The 13,731-nt window shown below is 69.0% G+C and carries 16 protein-coding genes; 9 read left to right on the top strand and 7 right to left on the bottom strand.

Translation table 11 applies throughout. From position 1 onward, the window contains the following. Positions 1–23: 23 nt before the first annotated feature. From Q0044_RS05810 to Q0044_RS05800, 3 genes are read left to right on the top strand one after another with little or no spacing between them, the layout of a single operon-like run. Complete coding sequence (locus tag Q0044_RS05810; RefSeq protein ID WP_298160648.1) at positions 24–1,175, top strand: AraC family transcriptional regulator; 1,152 nt, start codon at positions 24–26, stop codon at positions 1,173–1,175. Between the two features lie 39 nt (positions 1,176–1,214). Next, on the top strand, positions 1,215–2,684 hold the full coding sequence (locus Q0044_RS05805) for a S41 family peptidase (RefSeq protein ID WP_298160647.1): 1,470 nt from the start codon (positions 1,215–1,217) through the stop codon (positions 2,682–2,684). 14 nt (positions 2,685–2,698) lie between these two features. Next, positions 2,699–3,259 carry a hypothetical protein gene (locus tag Q0044_RS05800; protein WP_298160645.1) on the top strand — a complete coding sequence of 187 codons (561 nt, stop codon included), beginning with the start codon at positions 2,699–2,701 and terminating at the stop codon, positions 3,257–3,259. Here the strand turns inward: Q0044_RS05800 and Q0044_RS05795 are convergent. The 4 genes from Q0044_RS05795 to Q0044_RS05780 form a co-directional block, all read right to left on the bottom strand. Next, complete coding sequence (locus Q0044_RS05795) at positions 3,256–3,780, bottom strand: hypothetical protein (RefSeq protein WP_298160643.1); 525 nt, start codon at positions 3,778–3,780, stop codon at positions 3,256–3,258. The two genes, Q0044_RS05800 and Q0044_RS05795, sit on opposite strands and share 4 nt — an antisense overlap. 82 nt (positions 3,781–3,862) lie before the next feature. After that, complete coding sequence (locus Q0044_RS05790; RefSeq protein WP_298160641.1) at positions 3,863–4,183, bottom strand: Mpo1-like protein; 321 nt, start codon at positions 4,181–4,183, stop codon at positions 3,863–3,865. A 39-nt stretch (positions 4,184–4,222) separates the two neighbouring features. Further along, positions 4,223–5,032 (bottom strand): undecaprenyl-diphosphate phosphatase, encoded by an 810-nt coding sequence (locus Q0044_RS05785; protein WP_298160639.1) that lies wholly within the window; start codon positions 5,030–5,032, stop codon positions 4,223–4,225. Positions 5,033–5,137: 105 nt separating this feature from the next. Beyond that, complete coding sequence (locus Q0044_RS05780; protein ID WP_298160637.1) at positions 5,138–6,322, bottom strand: citrate/2-methylcitrate synthase; 1,185 nt, start codon at positions 6,320–6,322, stop codon at positions 5,138–5,140. A 130-nt stretch (positions 6,323–6,452) separates the two neighbouring features. Between Q0044_RS05780 and Q0044_RS05775 the strand changes: the two genes are divergently transcribed. From Q0044_RS05775 to queG, 3 genes are all read left to right on the top strand, one after another. After that, positions 6,453–7,421, top strand: a complete 969-nt coding sequence (locus Q0044_RS05775; protein ID WP_298160636.1) for a cation diffusion facilitator family transporter — start codon at positions 6,453–6,455, stop codon at positions 7,419–7,421. A gap of 36 nt (positions 7,422–7,457) precedes the next feature. Then, entirely contained in the window at positions 7,458–8,129 is a 672-nt protein-coding gene (gene fzlA / locus Q0044_RS05770; protein WP_298160634.1) for an FtsZ-binding protein FzlA, read from the top strand. Positions 8,130–8,340: 211 nt separating this feature from the next. Continuing rightward, positions 8,341–9,492: a tRNA epoxyqueuosine(34) reductase QueG gene (gene queG, locus Q0044_RS05765; RefSeq protein WP_298160632.1), complete on the top strand. Its 1,152-nt coding sequence runs from the start codon at positions 8,341–8,343 to the stop codon at positions 9,490–9,492. 117 nt (positions 9,493–9,609) lie between these two features. Here the strand turns inward: queG and Q0044_RS05760 are convergent, their stop codons facing one another. Both Q0044_RS05760 and Q0044_RS05755 read right to left on the bottom strand, forming a co-directional pair. Further along, on the bottom strand, positions 9,610–10,134 hold the full coding sequence (locus Q0044_RS05760; RefSeq protein ID WP_298160630.1) for an FKBP-type peptidyl-prolyl cis-trans isomerase: 525 nt from the start codon (positions 10,132–10,134) through the stop codon (positions 9,610–9,612). Continuing rightward, the gene (locus Q0044_RS05755) at positions 10,115–11,317 is read right to left on the bottom strand and encodes a threonine ammonia-lyase (RefSeq protein WP_298160629.1); all 1,203 of its coding nucleotides are present in this window, start codon (positions 11,315–11,317) and stop codon (positions 10,115–10,117) included. Before Q0044_RS05755 ends, Q0044_RS05760 begins: the two co-directional genes overlap by 20 nt. A gap of 171 nt (positions 11,318–11,488) precedes the next feature. On the opposite strand from Q0044_RS05755, the gene Q0044_RS05750 reads away from it, so the two are divergent. From Q0044_RS05750 to Q0044_RS05740, 3 genes are all read left to right on the top strand, one after another. After that, complete coding sequence (locus tag Q0044_RS05750) at positions 11,489–12,004, top strand: hypothetical protein (protein ID WP_298160627.1); 516 nt, start codon at positions 11,489–11,491, stop codon at positions 12,002–12,004. A gap of 57 nt (positions 12,005–12,061) precedes the next feature. Then, the gene (locus Q0044_RS05745; protein ID WP_298160625.1) at positions 12,062–12,595 is read left to right on the top strand and encodes a BA14K family protein; all 534 of its coding nucleotides are present in this window, start codon (positions 12,062–12,064) and stop codon (positions 12,593–12,595) included. A gap of 103 nt (positions 12,596–12,698) precedes the next feature. Then, positions 12,699–12,893 (top strand): hypothetical protein, encoded by a 195-nt coding sequence (locus Q0044_RS05740; RefSeq protein WP_298160623.1) that lies wholly within the window; start codon positions 12,699–12,701, stop codon positions 12,891–12,893. A 191-nt stretch (positions 12,894–13,084) separates the two neighbouring features. Here the strand turns inward: Q0044_RS05740 and Q0044_RS05735 are convergent, their stop codons facing one another. Beyond that, positions 13,085–13,618, bottom strand: a complete 534-nt coding sequence (locus Q0044_RS05735) for a GNAT family N-acetyltransferase (RefSeq protein WP_298160621.1) — start codon at positions 13,616–13,618, stop codon at positions 13,085–13,087. Positions 13,619–13,731: the final 113 nt, after the last annotated feature.

Here is a 13,731-nt window from a genome sequence, read left to right as displayed (position 1 = left end):
CCGGCGCGGACTAGTCTGACCCCGTGGACGGGGTTCAACTGCATTTCGGATGGCGCGTCGCGCTGCTGGGCCTGGCCAGCGTGCAGCTTCTCACGCTCGCCGTCGCCGTGAGCCGACAGGATGCGAACCGGACGGCGAACCGCGTCCTCGCCGCCGTCCTGATCGTCCTGACCGGCGTCCTCACCCCCTATTCGATCGGCTTCGCGGGCGCCTATGACGCCTGGCGCTGGCTGACCTTCGCGCCCTTCGCCCTGACCCTGGCCCTGCCGCCGCTTCTGTTCGGCTACACCCACGCCCTGGTGCGCGGCCGCCTGCCGGACCGCTTCGGCCTGCATCTCGCGCCCGCCGCCCTGCAGCTCGTCTATTTCCTCGTCTGTTTCGCCCTGCCGCTCGACGCCAAATGGGACTGGTACACCGGCGGCCACGCCCGCTTCGTCAACCCGGTGTTCGAGGTCGCACTGCTGGTTTCCCTGGGCGTCTACGCCGCCCTGTCCCTGCGCCGTCTGGGCGACTACCGTCGGGATCTGGCCGAGGCGCGAAGCGACGACGACCGGTTCGCCGCGGCCTGGCTGAGCCGGGTCATTGTCGCCCTCGTCGCCGTCCTGGGCATCTACACCGCCTTCACAGTCTGGGACTGGATCAGCGGAGGCATCGACTATTTCCAGGAGACCGGCCTCTATCTCTCACTGGCGGGGATCGGCCTGTATCTCGGCGTCGAGGGCTGGCGACACGCAGCCCTGCGCTTCCCGGTCCCCGTTCCGACGGCCGCGACGGAGACGGCGGCCGGACCCGACTGGGTCGCCGTCGCCGCCGACGTCGACGCCCGGGTGCGGGAGGCCGGCTGGGCGCGCGAGCCCGACCTCAGCCTGCCTGTGCTCGCCCGTCGCCTCGCCACCAACACCGGCCGTCTGTCGCGCACCATCAATCAGGGTCTCGGCGTGAACTTCTCCGCCTGGATCAACGGCCTGCGCGCCGAGGCCGTCGCGACCGCCCTCGATGAGGGGTCCGGGGAGGACCTTCTGACACTCGCCTTCGACGCCGGGTTCAGTTCCAAGGCCAGCTTCAACCGCGCCTTCCACGCCCGCTACGGCGTCGCCCCCTCCCGCTATCGCCGTGGCGTCTCAGATCATGATTTTCCCGCATCCGGCGCGGAACTGAGGCGCGCGCCGGGCTGAAGCGGGGCAGGGTGGCGTCGAATCCGGAGCCGCCCGCCCATGCATCGTCTGTCCCGTCGTCGCCTGCTGCAGATCACCGGCGGCCTTGCCCTGGCCTCCTCGGCGCCGGCCCGGGCCGCCGAGGCGATCGGCGAGGACTGGTCCTCCGATGTCGCCATCCTGCGCCGGGCCTGGGAGACCATGCATCCCGGCCTCTATCGCTATTCCACCCCCGCCGCGATCACCGAACGGCTCGACCGGCTGGCGCGCGACTGGGCGGCCCCGGGGTCGTTCCGCGACCGGTTCGCGGCCCTGACGCGGGTCACCGCCTCGATCCGCTGCGGTCACACCTATCCCAATCCCTACAATGCCGCCGATGCGGTGGTGGCCCGGCTGTATCCGGACCGGTCGCTGGTCCCCTTCCGCTTCGTCTGGATCGATGGACAGATGGTCGTCACCGGCGACGACACCGCCGGGTCGCTCCTGCCGCGCGGCAGCCGGATCACGGCCGTCGACGGGATCGCGACCCCGGAGATTCTCGCCCGCCTCCTGCCCCTGGCCCGCGCCGACGGCGCGAGCGACGCCAAGCGGATCAGCCTGATGTCGGTAAGGGGCGACGACGGCTACGAGACCTTCGACATCCACCTGCCGCTGGTCCTGCCGGTCCGCGACGTCGCCGCCTTCACCCTGGCGGACGGCCGGGTGGTCCGCGCCGGTCTGATGACCCTGGCCGAGCGCAGGGCGAGTGCCCCCGGGGCGCTCGAGCCGGACCGTGACGCCAATCCCTGGACGTTGGCAAAGGATGCCGACGGCGTCGTCCGCCTGACCATGCCCGGATGGGCGCTCTACAACTCCGACTTCGCGTGGGAGGCCTGGCTGGGCGGGGTCATGGACGACCTGACCGGCGACGGCGCACGCGGCCTGATCGTCGATCTGCGCGGCAACGAGGGCGGGGAGGACTGCGGCAACGTCATCCTCAGCCGCCTGATCGACCGCGACCTGCCCCTGTCGCGGAGCCGGCGTTTCGTCCGCTATCGCCACGCCCCCGAAAATCTCCGTCCCCACCTCGACACCTGGGACCGGTCCTTCCTCGACTGGGGCGACCAGGCGGTCGGACCCGACGAGCGCGGCCTCTATCGTCTGACCCGCTACGACGACGGCCCGGAGACGACGATGATCCAGCCACAGGGCCGCCGGTTCGCGGGCCCGGTCGTGGTGCTGTGCGACTCCTCGAACTCGTCCGCGACCTTCCAGTTCGCCCAGGCGGTCAAGGACAACGGGCTGGCGACCCTGCTGGGGTCGACCACCGGCGGCAATCGTCGCGGCATCAACGGCGGCGCCTTCGTCTTCCTGCGCCTGCCGACCTCGGGAATGGAGGTCGACCTGCCGCTGATCGCCAGCATCCCGGACACGCCCCAGCCCGACGCCGCGATCGATCCGGATGTGTTCGTGCCGACCACCGCCGCCGACGTCGCTGCCGGCCACGATCCCCAGATGGCGGCCGCGACCGCCCTCATTCTCAACGCCTGATCCGGAGACCCATCATGATCCGTCGACTCTTGCTGACCGCATTCGCCCTGACCCTGCTCCTGCCGGTCGCGGCCGAGGCGCAGGACGCCCCGTCCGCGTCCGGATTGCGTCTCGGCCTGGCCGGTCAATGGAGCGGGGCCCTCGGCTATCGCGACTACCAGACCGACCGGCTGTTCGAGATTCCCGTTGTGTCCGCGATCGAGACCCCCGGCGACGGCGCCACCCTGATCCGGAAAAGCCTGTTCGACGACGGTCCCGACAAGCCGGTCTGGATCACGACCGTCAGCCTCGACGATCCGGCCGCCGGCACCTCGACCTCGGCCAGTTTCCGCGCCGGCCGACCGCCCGAGCTTTCGACAGAGACGGTCGAGATCGCTGCCTTCACGGACGCGACCCACTGGACCCTGATCTATCGCCAGACGGCCGAGGACGGCGACGCTCTGGCGGACATCCGGATCACCGAGACGCGTGACGGCGACGCGCTTCTGGAGATCAAGGAAGTCCGTCCGGTCGGGGCGGGCGACGAGGCCTGGCGCTTCCGCAACCAGACCCGGCTGACCCGGATCGGGGACTAGGCCGCGGTCGCCGGCTCCGGACCGAGCAGCCGACGCAGGATCGGCCAGATGTTCGACAGGGCGGAGATGAAACCCACGATGCTGGCCACCCCCTGGAACAGGGCCCAGACGCTGCCGAACACTGCGCCTGACCGCACCAGTTCCTCCAGCGGGAACAGCAGTTCGCTGACCCCGATCTGGAAGCCGGCATAGACCTGTGAATACTCGATCGAACGGTCGGCGAAGAAGGCGATCGCGACGGCGGCGGCCATCGGCGCCCACATCAGGGGCAGGACGAGAAGCAGGGCCAGCGCCCCGACGGCCAGTTTCGTCCCGAGCGTCTGCCTTGAAATCAGGGTGGCGATCAGCACGACGCCGGTCGCCAGCACCGTTGCGGCCAGCATGACCGGCAAGACGATGTCCGCGACCATGATCAGGTCTTCGAACAGCCAGCCGGTCAGGATGGCGGCTCCTGTCACAAGGAATGCGGCGACCCAGGCCGCACCATACTGCCCCAGTCGTCTCTTGATATGTCCCAACATCGCGATCTGTCCCGACGCCCCCGCCGGAACCATGCGCTCGCTTGGCGCGCGAGTCGACTGACGGAACGGTGATCGCTCGTCGTCAGAATTTCCGCCGGCCGCTGACGGTCTCGAAGAACATCCGCCAGTCGCCCATCAGACTCCACAGCGGATACTGGAAGGTGGCGGGCCGGTTCTTCTCGAAGAAGAAATGCCCGACCCAGGCAAAACCGTAGCCGACCAGGGGCATGGCGGCGAACCACCAGGCGTTGACGAACAGACCCAGCAGCGCCGCCACGATCACCAGCGCCGAGCCGACGATATGGATGCGCCGGCAGACCTGATTGGAGTGCTCGTGGATATAGTACGGATAGAAGGCTTCGAACGAGGCGAAGCGTTCGCCGTCAGCGGGCTGGATGCTCATGGCCTCAGCTTGCACCCGACGAACGCGGGCTGACAAGCCTCAGGCGATCACGCCCGAGTACAGCAGGCCGAGGCCGATGACCCCGACCGCGATCCGCCACCAGGCGAACGGGGTGAAGCCGTGCTTCGCCACGAAATCCAGCATGGTCCGGACCACGAACAGGCCGCTGACGAAGGACACCACGAAGCCGATCGCGATCAGGGTGACGGTGTCCCCGACAAGGAAGTCCCGGCTCTCCCAGAAGTCCAGGGCGAAGGCCCCGACCATGGTCGGGATGGCGAGAAAGAAGGAGAACTCGGCGGCCGCCCGCTTGTCGACGCCCAGCAGCAGGCCACCCACGATCGTGGCGCCCGAGCGCGAGACGCCGGGAATGATCGACAGGCACTGGAACAGGCCGACGCCCAGGGCGGTCTTCAGCGAGAAGCCCATGGCGTCATGCTCCCTCGGCTGCGGCGCCCAGCGCTCGAGCGCGATCAGGGCGAAACCGCCGACGATCAGGCTGACGCAGACGATGGTCGGGTTGAACAGCACCGCCTTGATGAAATCGTGGGCCAGAAGACCGACCAGCGCTGAGGGAAAGAAGGCCAGCAGGACCGAGTAGGCGAACCGGCGCGCGGCCGGATCCCTGCCCGGCAGGCCGGTCAGCACCTTCCACAGCCGGGCGAAATAGAGGGCGACCACGGCCAGGATCGCGCCCAGCTGGATCATGACGATGAAGGTGTCCCACGGCTGATTGGGCAGGCCCAGGAGGCTCTTGGTCAGCAGCAGATGGCCCGTGGACGAGACCGGAATGAACTCCGTCAGTCCCTCGACCAGCCCCAGGATGATCGCCGCGATCCAGTCCGCCATGAAGTTCCCCAGCTCTACGCGCCCGGGTCACTCGCCCTGCGGTGCCCAGCCTGATCTACGATCGGACGGCAATTTGAAAGTGTGTTCGTGATCGGCTTCAGCCGATCAAGGGCGTGGCCCCACATAGCGCAGCCGCGCCCGTATCGGCGAGCCGTCGATGATCTGATCCAGTGCATGGGCCATTAGCCCGGTCAGCCGCCCGATCAGCAGGACGTCCGACGCGCCGTTGCGCGGCAGGTCCAGACGCCGCGCCATGATCGCCAGGGCGCCGGCGAAGCCCGTCCGGTGTCCGCTGGCCGCCTCCGCCTCGCGGATCACCGCCGTCAGGTCGGCGGGCAGGTCGGCGAGGGCCAGCAGGGCCTCGACGCGCGGATCGCCGTGCGGGAAGCTCTCGCTGCCGAAGCCGGGAATGGAGCCCTCGTGCGCCATCTGGCGCTGGGCCGCACCCGCAGGGTCGCGGCGCGCCTCGGCCACATAGGCGATGGCGCGCGTCAGGGTCCTGGCCCCCGGCGACCCCGCCACCGTGGCCAGGCCTGCGAAGGCCGCGCCCGCCGGAGACGCTCCGCCCGAAGCCGCAGCCCGGGTCGCCAGCACCGCCGGATCCAGTTCCAGATCCGCCGCCAGGACGAGGGCGCGTCTCAGATGCACGCTGTCGCGCTCCAGCATCTTCCAGCCGCGCGCCAGTCTCTGATGGAAGAACAGCCGCGGCCCCGGCCCGGAGACAGCGTCCACCACTTCGTTCATGACCGAGGCCGCCTCGGCGTTCAGCGCCTCCGACGACCGGCCGCTGGAAGAGGGATCTTCCTCGGCGCGGCGTGACAGGGCCGCGAACAGCCGTGCGCGATGCGAGGCGCCTCCGGCGCTGTCGACCCGCACGCCCAGGCCCGCGAAGGGATTCGTCTCTCCGGCGCCCCACAACAGCCGGGCGGTTTCTTCCAGGGTCGCATTCTGGGCCCACTGGGCCACGTCGCGACCGCGATAATAGAGCCGCCCGTCCGAGATCAGGCTGACCTTCGACTGGATCAGGGACTCGCCCTTTACCGCCGGCGGCTCGAACGGCACGACGACGCCGGGCATCTCACCCGAGCTCGCCCCCTTCAACCGGGCCACATCGGCGGCGGCGTACAGGCTGCGGCGGGGATCGTTCGGATCCGGCCGGGCCGTGATCCGCCCCCGGCTGACATAGGCGTAGAGGGTCTGGGTCTTGACCCCCAGCAGCGACAGGACCTCTGCGCGGGGGATCCATCGATCCGCCGTCTCCACTTCCCGCTCGCTAACGCCTGGCGTCATCGCTGCAAGTCCCGACCCGTCAAGGTTAATCCGCGCTCACCATGGGGCGCTTTGATGACCGCAAGCCTAACGACGGTTCCTGATCCGTCCTCCATTGGCAACTCACGGGCGATCAGCGAAAAGGGCATCGATGACCGCTCCCGTCACGCCTTCGCCCGCGCCCGATCCGAAATCCGGTCCCAACCCAGGTCCCTGGGGCTCAGCCGCCACCCTTTCGACGCGTCAGATCACCGGCCTGTCGGTCGGGGTCGCGGTGCTGCTGATCGCGATGAAGGCCTTCGCGCTGGGCGCTTCCGGGTCCGTGTCCATCCTCGCCTCCCTTGCCGATTCCTCGCTCGATCTGATCGCCTCCCTGGCCACCTTCCTTGCCGTGCGCTGGGCCGCCGCCCCCGCCGATGCCGACCACCGCTTCGGCCACGGCAAGGGCGAGGCCGTGGCCGCCCTGGTCCAGGCCGGACTGGTGTTCGCCTCCGCCGTCTTCATCGGCTGGGAGGCGCTCCAGCGGATGTTCGACCCCCGTCCGGTCGTCGGCGGGTCCTGGGCCGTCGGCGTCGTCCTCGTCTCCATCCTGCTGACCGGCCTCCTGGTCTGGCTCCAGACCCGATCGCTGAAGGCCTCGGGCTCCATTGCCGTCTCGGCCGACCGCGCCCACTACGCCGCCGATCTGGCGTCGAGCGTCGTCGTCCTGATCGGGGTCGTGTCCGGCGCCTGGCTGGCGGCCCCCGGCCTCGACGCCGCCGCCGGTCTCGTGGTCGCCGTCTGGCTGTTCTGGGGCGCCTTCGGCGTACTCAAGGGCGCCGCCGACCAGTTGCTGGACCGGGAGGCGTCGGACGCTGACCGCGTCGCCCTGACCAATGCCGTCCTTTCCGACCCCCGGGTCAGCGGCGTGCACCAGCTGCGCACCCGGCTATCGGGCGACCGGTTGATGGTCCAGATGCACATCGACCTCGACCGCACCCTGTCGTTCGAGGCCGCGCACGACATCGTCGTCGCCGCCGAGGACCGTGTGACGGCCGCCTTCCCCGGCGCGGACGTCCTGATCCACGCCGACCCGCACGGTCCGGTCGCACCTGCGGTCCCCGTTTCGCCTTCAACGTAAACGAGCCTTTAACGGCCACAGGTGCAGGACGGTCGCATGTCGGCGAACGTCCTGTTCCATTTCCCCTTTGATCCTGGCAGCCGGACCGCGCGTCTGGCCCTGGGCGAGGCGCGCATCGAATGGACCGAGGTTCTGGTGCGTCCATGGGAGGACGACTGTCCCGTCAGCGATCTGAACCCGTCGGGCATGCCGCCCGTGCTCCAGGTCGAGGGCCTGACCCTGTGCGAGGCGGGGGCCATTCTCGGCTGGATCGAGGACGCCCAGAAGACGCCGCTCCTGATGCCGTCCGACGCCGCCGAACGCGCCGAGGCGCGCCGTCTGACCGCCTGGTTCGACCGCCGTTTCACCGACGAGGTCAACGCCGTCCTGCTGCATGAGCGGATGGAAAAGCCCCTCCTCCGCCTCGGTCCGCCCGAGGCCCGGATGCTGCGCGAGGGGCGCGAGGCGCTGAAGCACCATCTCGCCATCTTCGACGCCCTGCTGTCCCGCCGCGACTGGTTCGCCGGGCGACGTCTGTCCCAGGCCGACATCGTCGCCGCCGCCCATCTGTCGACGCTCGACTATTTCGGCGAGGTCGCCTGGGCCAACTGGCCGGGGCTGAAGACCTGGTACATGAAGATCAAGTCCCGCCCCTGTTTCCGGCCCCTGCTGGCCGACCGCTTCCAGGGCCTGGCCCCTGCACCGCACTACGCGGATCTGGATTTTTAGCGATCCTTCCTTCTCCCCTTGCGGGTCGACGAAGGATCGCATGCGATCCGAGGAGGGGTGGCCGAGCGAAGCGAGGTCGGATGAGGGGTCACGCTGACGTCGAAGGTCGGCGCTGCTGATCCAGACTCCAACCGCCGGCACAACCCCTCATCCGTCAGCCTTCGGCTGCCACCTTCTCCCGCAAGGGGAGAAGGGATGCCATAAGCGACCCATGTCCGACCTCCGCGACACCCTCCGCGTCAGTGCCGCCGAACTCGGGTTCGACGTCTGCCGGTTCGCGTCGGCGTCGGAGCCCTGGTCCGCCGGCGAACGGCTGCAGCATTTCGTCGAAGCCGGCCGTCACGGCGAGATGGGCTGGATGGAGACCACCCTCGAACGCCGCGCCCATCCGACGGCCATGTGGGACGGCGCCCGCACCGCCGTCGTGCTCGGCATGAACTACGGCCCCGCGTCCGATCCCCTGCCGGAGATGGCCGACCGCAGCGCCGGCTACATCTCGGTCTACGCCCGCGGCGACGACTATCACGAGGTCATCAAGGGCCGGTTGAAGACCCTGGCTGGCCAGCTGGCTTCACGCCTTGACGCCGAGGTCAAGGTCTTCGTCGACACAGCCCCCCTGATGGAAAAGCCCCTGGCCCAGCGTGCGGGCCTCGGCTGGCAGGGCAAGCACACCAATCTGCTGAGCCGCGACCAGGGCAACTGGCTGTTCCTGGGCGTCATCCTGACGGCCGCAGAGATCGAGCCCGACCCGGCCGAGACCGAACATTGCGGCTCCTGCACCGCCTGTCTCGACGCCTGTCCGACGAACGCCTTCCCCGCGCCGTTCCAGCTCGATGCACGCCGCTGCCTGTCCTATCTGACCATCGAGCATGCCGGACCCTGGCCGGTGGAGTTCCGCGCCCTGACCGGGTCGCGGATCTACGGCTGCGACGACTGTCTGGCCGTCTGTCCGTGGAACAAGTTCGCGCAGGCGTCGCGCGAGACCCGGCTGGCCGCTCGCGACATCTCCGTCGGCCCCCGCCTCGCCGACCTCGCCGCGCTCGACGACCCGACCTTCCGCATCCTGTTCTCGAAAAGCCCGATCAAGCGCATCGGTCGCGACCGGTTCGTGCGGAACGTCCTCTATGCGATCGGCAACAGCGGCGATCCTCGGCTGGTCGCGAGCGCGGAACGGCTGCTGGACGACGCGTCGCCGTTGGTCCGTGGCGCGGCCGTGTGGGCGCTGTCACGGCTGATGGGGGCGGAGGCGTTCGCGGGGTTGCGGGATGCGAAGCTTGCCGCGGAGACCGACGAAGGCGTTCAGAGTGAGTGGGCCCTTCTCCCCTTGCGGGAGAAGGTGGCCGAGCGAAGCGAGGTCGGATGAGGGGTCACGCCGATGTCAAACGTCGGCGTCCAATCACGTCAACTCCAACCGCCGGCGCGACCCCTCATCCGTCAGCCTTCGGCTGCCACCTTCTCCCGCAAGGGGAGAAGGACTCCATCACCCCTGCGCCAGCCCGACGCCCCGTCCGCCGCCCGGCACCGGGGCCACGTCCAGCAGCTTGATCCGGAACACCAGCACCGAGTTCGGCGGAATGTCCGCCCCCTGGCCGCGCTCGCCATAGCCCAGGGCCGGCGGCACATAGAGCATCCACTCGTCGCCGACCTTCATCCGCTGCAGGGCCTCGGTCCAGCCGGGCACGACCTGTTCGGCCGTGGTCACATAGGGCTGGCCGCGCGAGAAGGATGAATCGAACACCGACCCGTCGGTCAGGGCGCCCTCGTAGTCGACCCGCACCAGGTCGTTCCGGTCCGGCGTCGCCGCGCCCGACGGCCCCGACTGCACCACCTTGTATTGCAGGCCCGAGGGCAGGGTCTGGATCCCGTCCGCCTTGGCGTTGGACTCCATGAAGAAGGCGGCGGCCCTGGCATTGGCTTCCAGGTCGGCGCCGCCCGCTGCGTCGCGGTTGCAGCCGGCCAGTGCGAGAACGCCGATGGCGGCGACGCTAACCCATCCGAAGCGCATAACCCTTGTCCTTCAAAGCCTGTCCGATCGCGTCGGAATGGGCGCTATCGCGCGTTTCGACCATGATGTCGAACTCCGCCCCCTTGGCCGGAACGTCCAGCGCCAGACGGTTGTGCACGACGTCGATGATGTTGCCGCCCAGACCCCCGATCACGGCCGCCATGGACGACAGCATGCCCGGCCGGTCGTCGCCGAGGATCCGGTAGACGATAAGCCTCCGTTCACGGACCATCTCGCGGTTCAGCACCACGGCCAGCATGCGCGCGTCGATATTCCCGCCGCACAGGACCAGTCCGACCTTCTTCCCCCGGAACCTTTCGGGGTAGCGGAGAAGGGCCGCCAGCCCGCCGGCCCCGGCGCCTTCGGCCACCGTCTTTTCCAGGGTCGCGAACAGGGCCACGGCCTTTTCGAAATCCTCCTCGTCGACGACCAGCACCTCCTCGACCAGCGGGTCCGCGAGCGCGAACGGAATGTCGCCGACCGCCTTGATCGCGATACCCTCGGCGATCGTCGCCCCGCCGCATTTCGGCGTCTCGCCCTTCCTCCGCGCGCTGAACGAGGGATACATGGCCGCCTCGACGCCGAAGATGCGGATGTCCGGCTTCATCGCTTTGGCCGCGATCGAACAGCCGGCGATCAGCCCGCCGCCGCCGATGGGGATGATCAGGGCGTCGAGATCCGGCGCATCCTCGAGAAACTCGATGGCGCAGACGCCCTGACCGGTGACGATCCCCTCGTCGTCGAAGGCGGAGATGAAGACGAATCCCTCCTCGTCCCTCAGACGATGCGCCTCCTCGGTCGAGCCGGTGAAGTCGGCGCCCTTGATGACGACGTTGGCGCCGTGGCTGCGTGTGCCGTCGATCTTGGTGAAGGGCGTCCCCTCGGGCATGACGATGGTCACGGGCACGCCCAGCCGTCCGCCGTGATAGGCCAGGGCCTGGGCATGGTTTCCGGCCGACGCCGCCACCACGCCGCGCTTCATCTCCTCCGGCGTCAGCGACAGCAGCCGGTTCAGGGCCCCGCGCTCCTTGAAGCTGCCGGTGAAGTGGAGGTTGTCGTACTTGACCCAGACCTCGGCCCCGGTCAGCTGCGACAACCGTCGGGAATGCCGCACGGGGGTTCGATCGACCTGGCCCCTGATGCGCGCCTGCGCCGCCTGGATATCTGCGAATACGACTGTCATGGGGTCCCTGTAGACCGGATCGGCGCCCGGTCCGAACCGGCCGGTCGCTCAGTTATCCGGGACTTGTGGCGCCCGTCGTCAGGTCTCGCAACCTTGACCTTACGCCTGCGTTAGGCGTCATGTGGCCTGGCCCCTCGGGGCCACGTCGCGTGCCTGTCCGAGAGAACTCCGATGTCGATACGCCTCGCTTCCACCCTCGTCGCCACGGCCGCGCTTGCTGCGACCCTGGTCGCCTGCGCCTCCGCTCCCGGCCCGTCCGGCTATACGCCGGCTCCGCCCGCCGCCTTCACCGCCGCCGATTTCGGCTGGTCGGTCCTCACGGGTACGGCGGGCATCGACGGTCGCGTCGCATTCGGTCGCGACGGCCAGAGCTTCGCCTGCACCGGCTCCGTCGCCCTGACGCCGGACACCCCCTACACCCGCGCGCGGGTCCAGACCCTCTACGGTTCGACCGACCAGGCCGCGATCCCCGAGGCCGTGGTGCGCGCCCGTACCGTGCCCGATCCCAATGCCGACTATCGCTCCTACGTCCGCTCGGCGACCTGCCAGGACGGCCGCTTCCGCTTCGACGGCCTGCCCGACGGCGGCTGGTTCCTGATCACCCCGGTCAGCGCCGGCGGCGACCGCATCGTTCTGATGCGCCACGTCATCACCCGCGCCGGCACGACCGCCAACGTCACCCTGTAAAAGGCTTACCCCCCGATCCACCGGCGGGCATGGCCCGCACAGCCTGAGGCCTTGACCATGAAAGCCGCAGCCGTAGCCGCCGCCCTCCTGACCGCCTCGGTCGCGCTTCCGGCCGCCGCCCCGGCCGCTGCCCAGAGCTGGAGCTATCCGGATCAGGCCCGGTCGTATTCGAGCTACGGCCGCTACGGCAACGACTACAACGGCCAGCAGGACCGCCCCGGCGACTATCGCTGCGACGCCTATTGGGACCGGGCGCGCGACGACTGCAACGCCCGCTGGCGCGATCAGCGGCCTGTGCGCTCCTACACGTCGAACCCCCGCTACAGCCGTTATGGGCGCGAGCACGACGGCGGCGGCTACACCTACCAGCCCTACAATCAGGGCACACAGTACTATGGCGCCTACGGCCGCCCGGATCAGGTCTATCCCGGCTCGGGCTACGGCGGGCAGGTCGGCGCATACTATGGCGGCGGCTATTCGAACGGCCGCGATCAAGGCCGCCAGTCGTACTGCGCCTCGCGCTATCGTTCCTACGATCCGGTCAGCGGCTATTATCGCGCGTATTCGGGCCGGCTGGTCTTCTGCGGCTAACGACGATTATCCGATCACGGATTCGCGCCTGAACGCCGTTCGCCATCTTTCAGACGCACCCTGACTGCCTTCCTCGGACCCAATCAGTTCGGGGAGCGTCTCCATGTCCCAGCATAACATCATAGGCTCAGAAGCCTTCGACCGGTCGCCGTTCGTCATCATCCGTTCGGTCCGCACCGGCGGCATGCGCCGTCGCCAGACCCGCACGGCCTTCGCCTTCGTGGCCGGCGCCTGCGCAGCCGTCGTCGGCGGCGTCGTGGCCGCCGTCGTCGCCTTCGGCCCGAGCGTCACAGGGTAAAGGCCCTCTCCCCTTGCGGGAGAGGGAGATCGCGCACGGCGGCGAAGCCGTCGTTCTTGCGCGGTCGGGTGAGGGGTCACGCTGACATTCGAAGTCAGCCTTGTCGCCGCAAACCTCGCCGCCGGCATGACCCCTCATCCGTCAGCCTTCGGCTGCCACCTTCTCCCGCAAGGGGAGAAGGTAACAACTGGCTAGGCCAGCCAGACCATCCGGCGCGTCTCGACCGGAGCCCCCCGGGCCCTGCTGAACTGACGCCGGACCTCGCCCGTGTAGAGGAAGCCGGCCTTCTCCAGCACGCGCGCCGACGCCAGGTTGTCGGCGAAATGTCCGGACATCAGCGCCCGTCTGCGCCAACGTTTGCCGGCCCAGACCAGAGCCCCTTCCAGCGCCTCGGTGGCGAAGCCCCGCCCCCAGAAGGACCGGCCGATCCAGTAGCCGATCTCGGGGGCCAGATCGGCATCCTCGAACAGCCCGATGACCCCGACCGGCCCCAGATCCTCATGCTCGATCAGGAAGGTGTTGGCCCTGGCCGGGTTCTGGGCGGCCACATCGGTCACGAACGCCTCGGCGTCGGCCGGACGATAGGGATAGGGCATGCGCAGCGTGTTGCGGGTGATGGCCTCGTCATTGGCCAGGCGGGCGATCGTGGGCACGTCCTGCGGCGACGGCGCGCGCAGCACAAGACGCCGGGTCTCAACGACCGGAGAGGTTTCGATGACGCACATGGTTCCAGCCTCGGTATGCGGTCCGCCTCCTTGGAGGGCTCGGGCGGACTTCGAGGCGGGGAAACGCAAACGGGGAGCCTGGTGATCCAGACTCCCCGCGGAATATTTCCCTT

Source organism: Brevundimonas sp., assembly GCF_027484365.1.
Taxonomy (GTDB): domain Bacteria; phylum Pseudomonadota; class Alphaproteobacteria; order Caulobacterales; family Caulobacteraceae; genus Brevundimonas.
The sequence above is the reverse complement of the archived record's forward strand: the minus strand, read 5'-3'. Positions and strand labels throughout refer to the sequence as shown.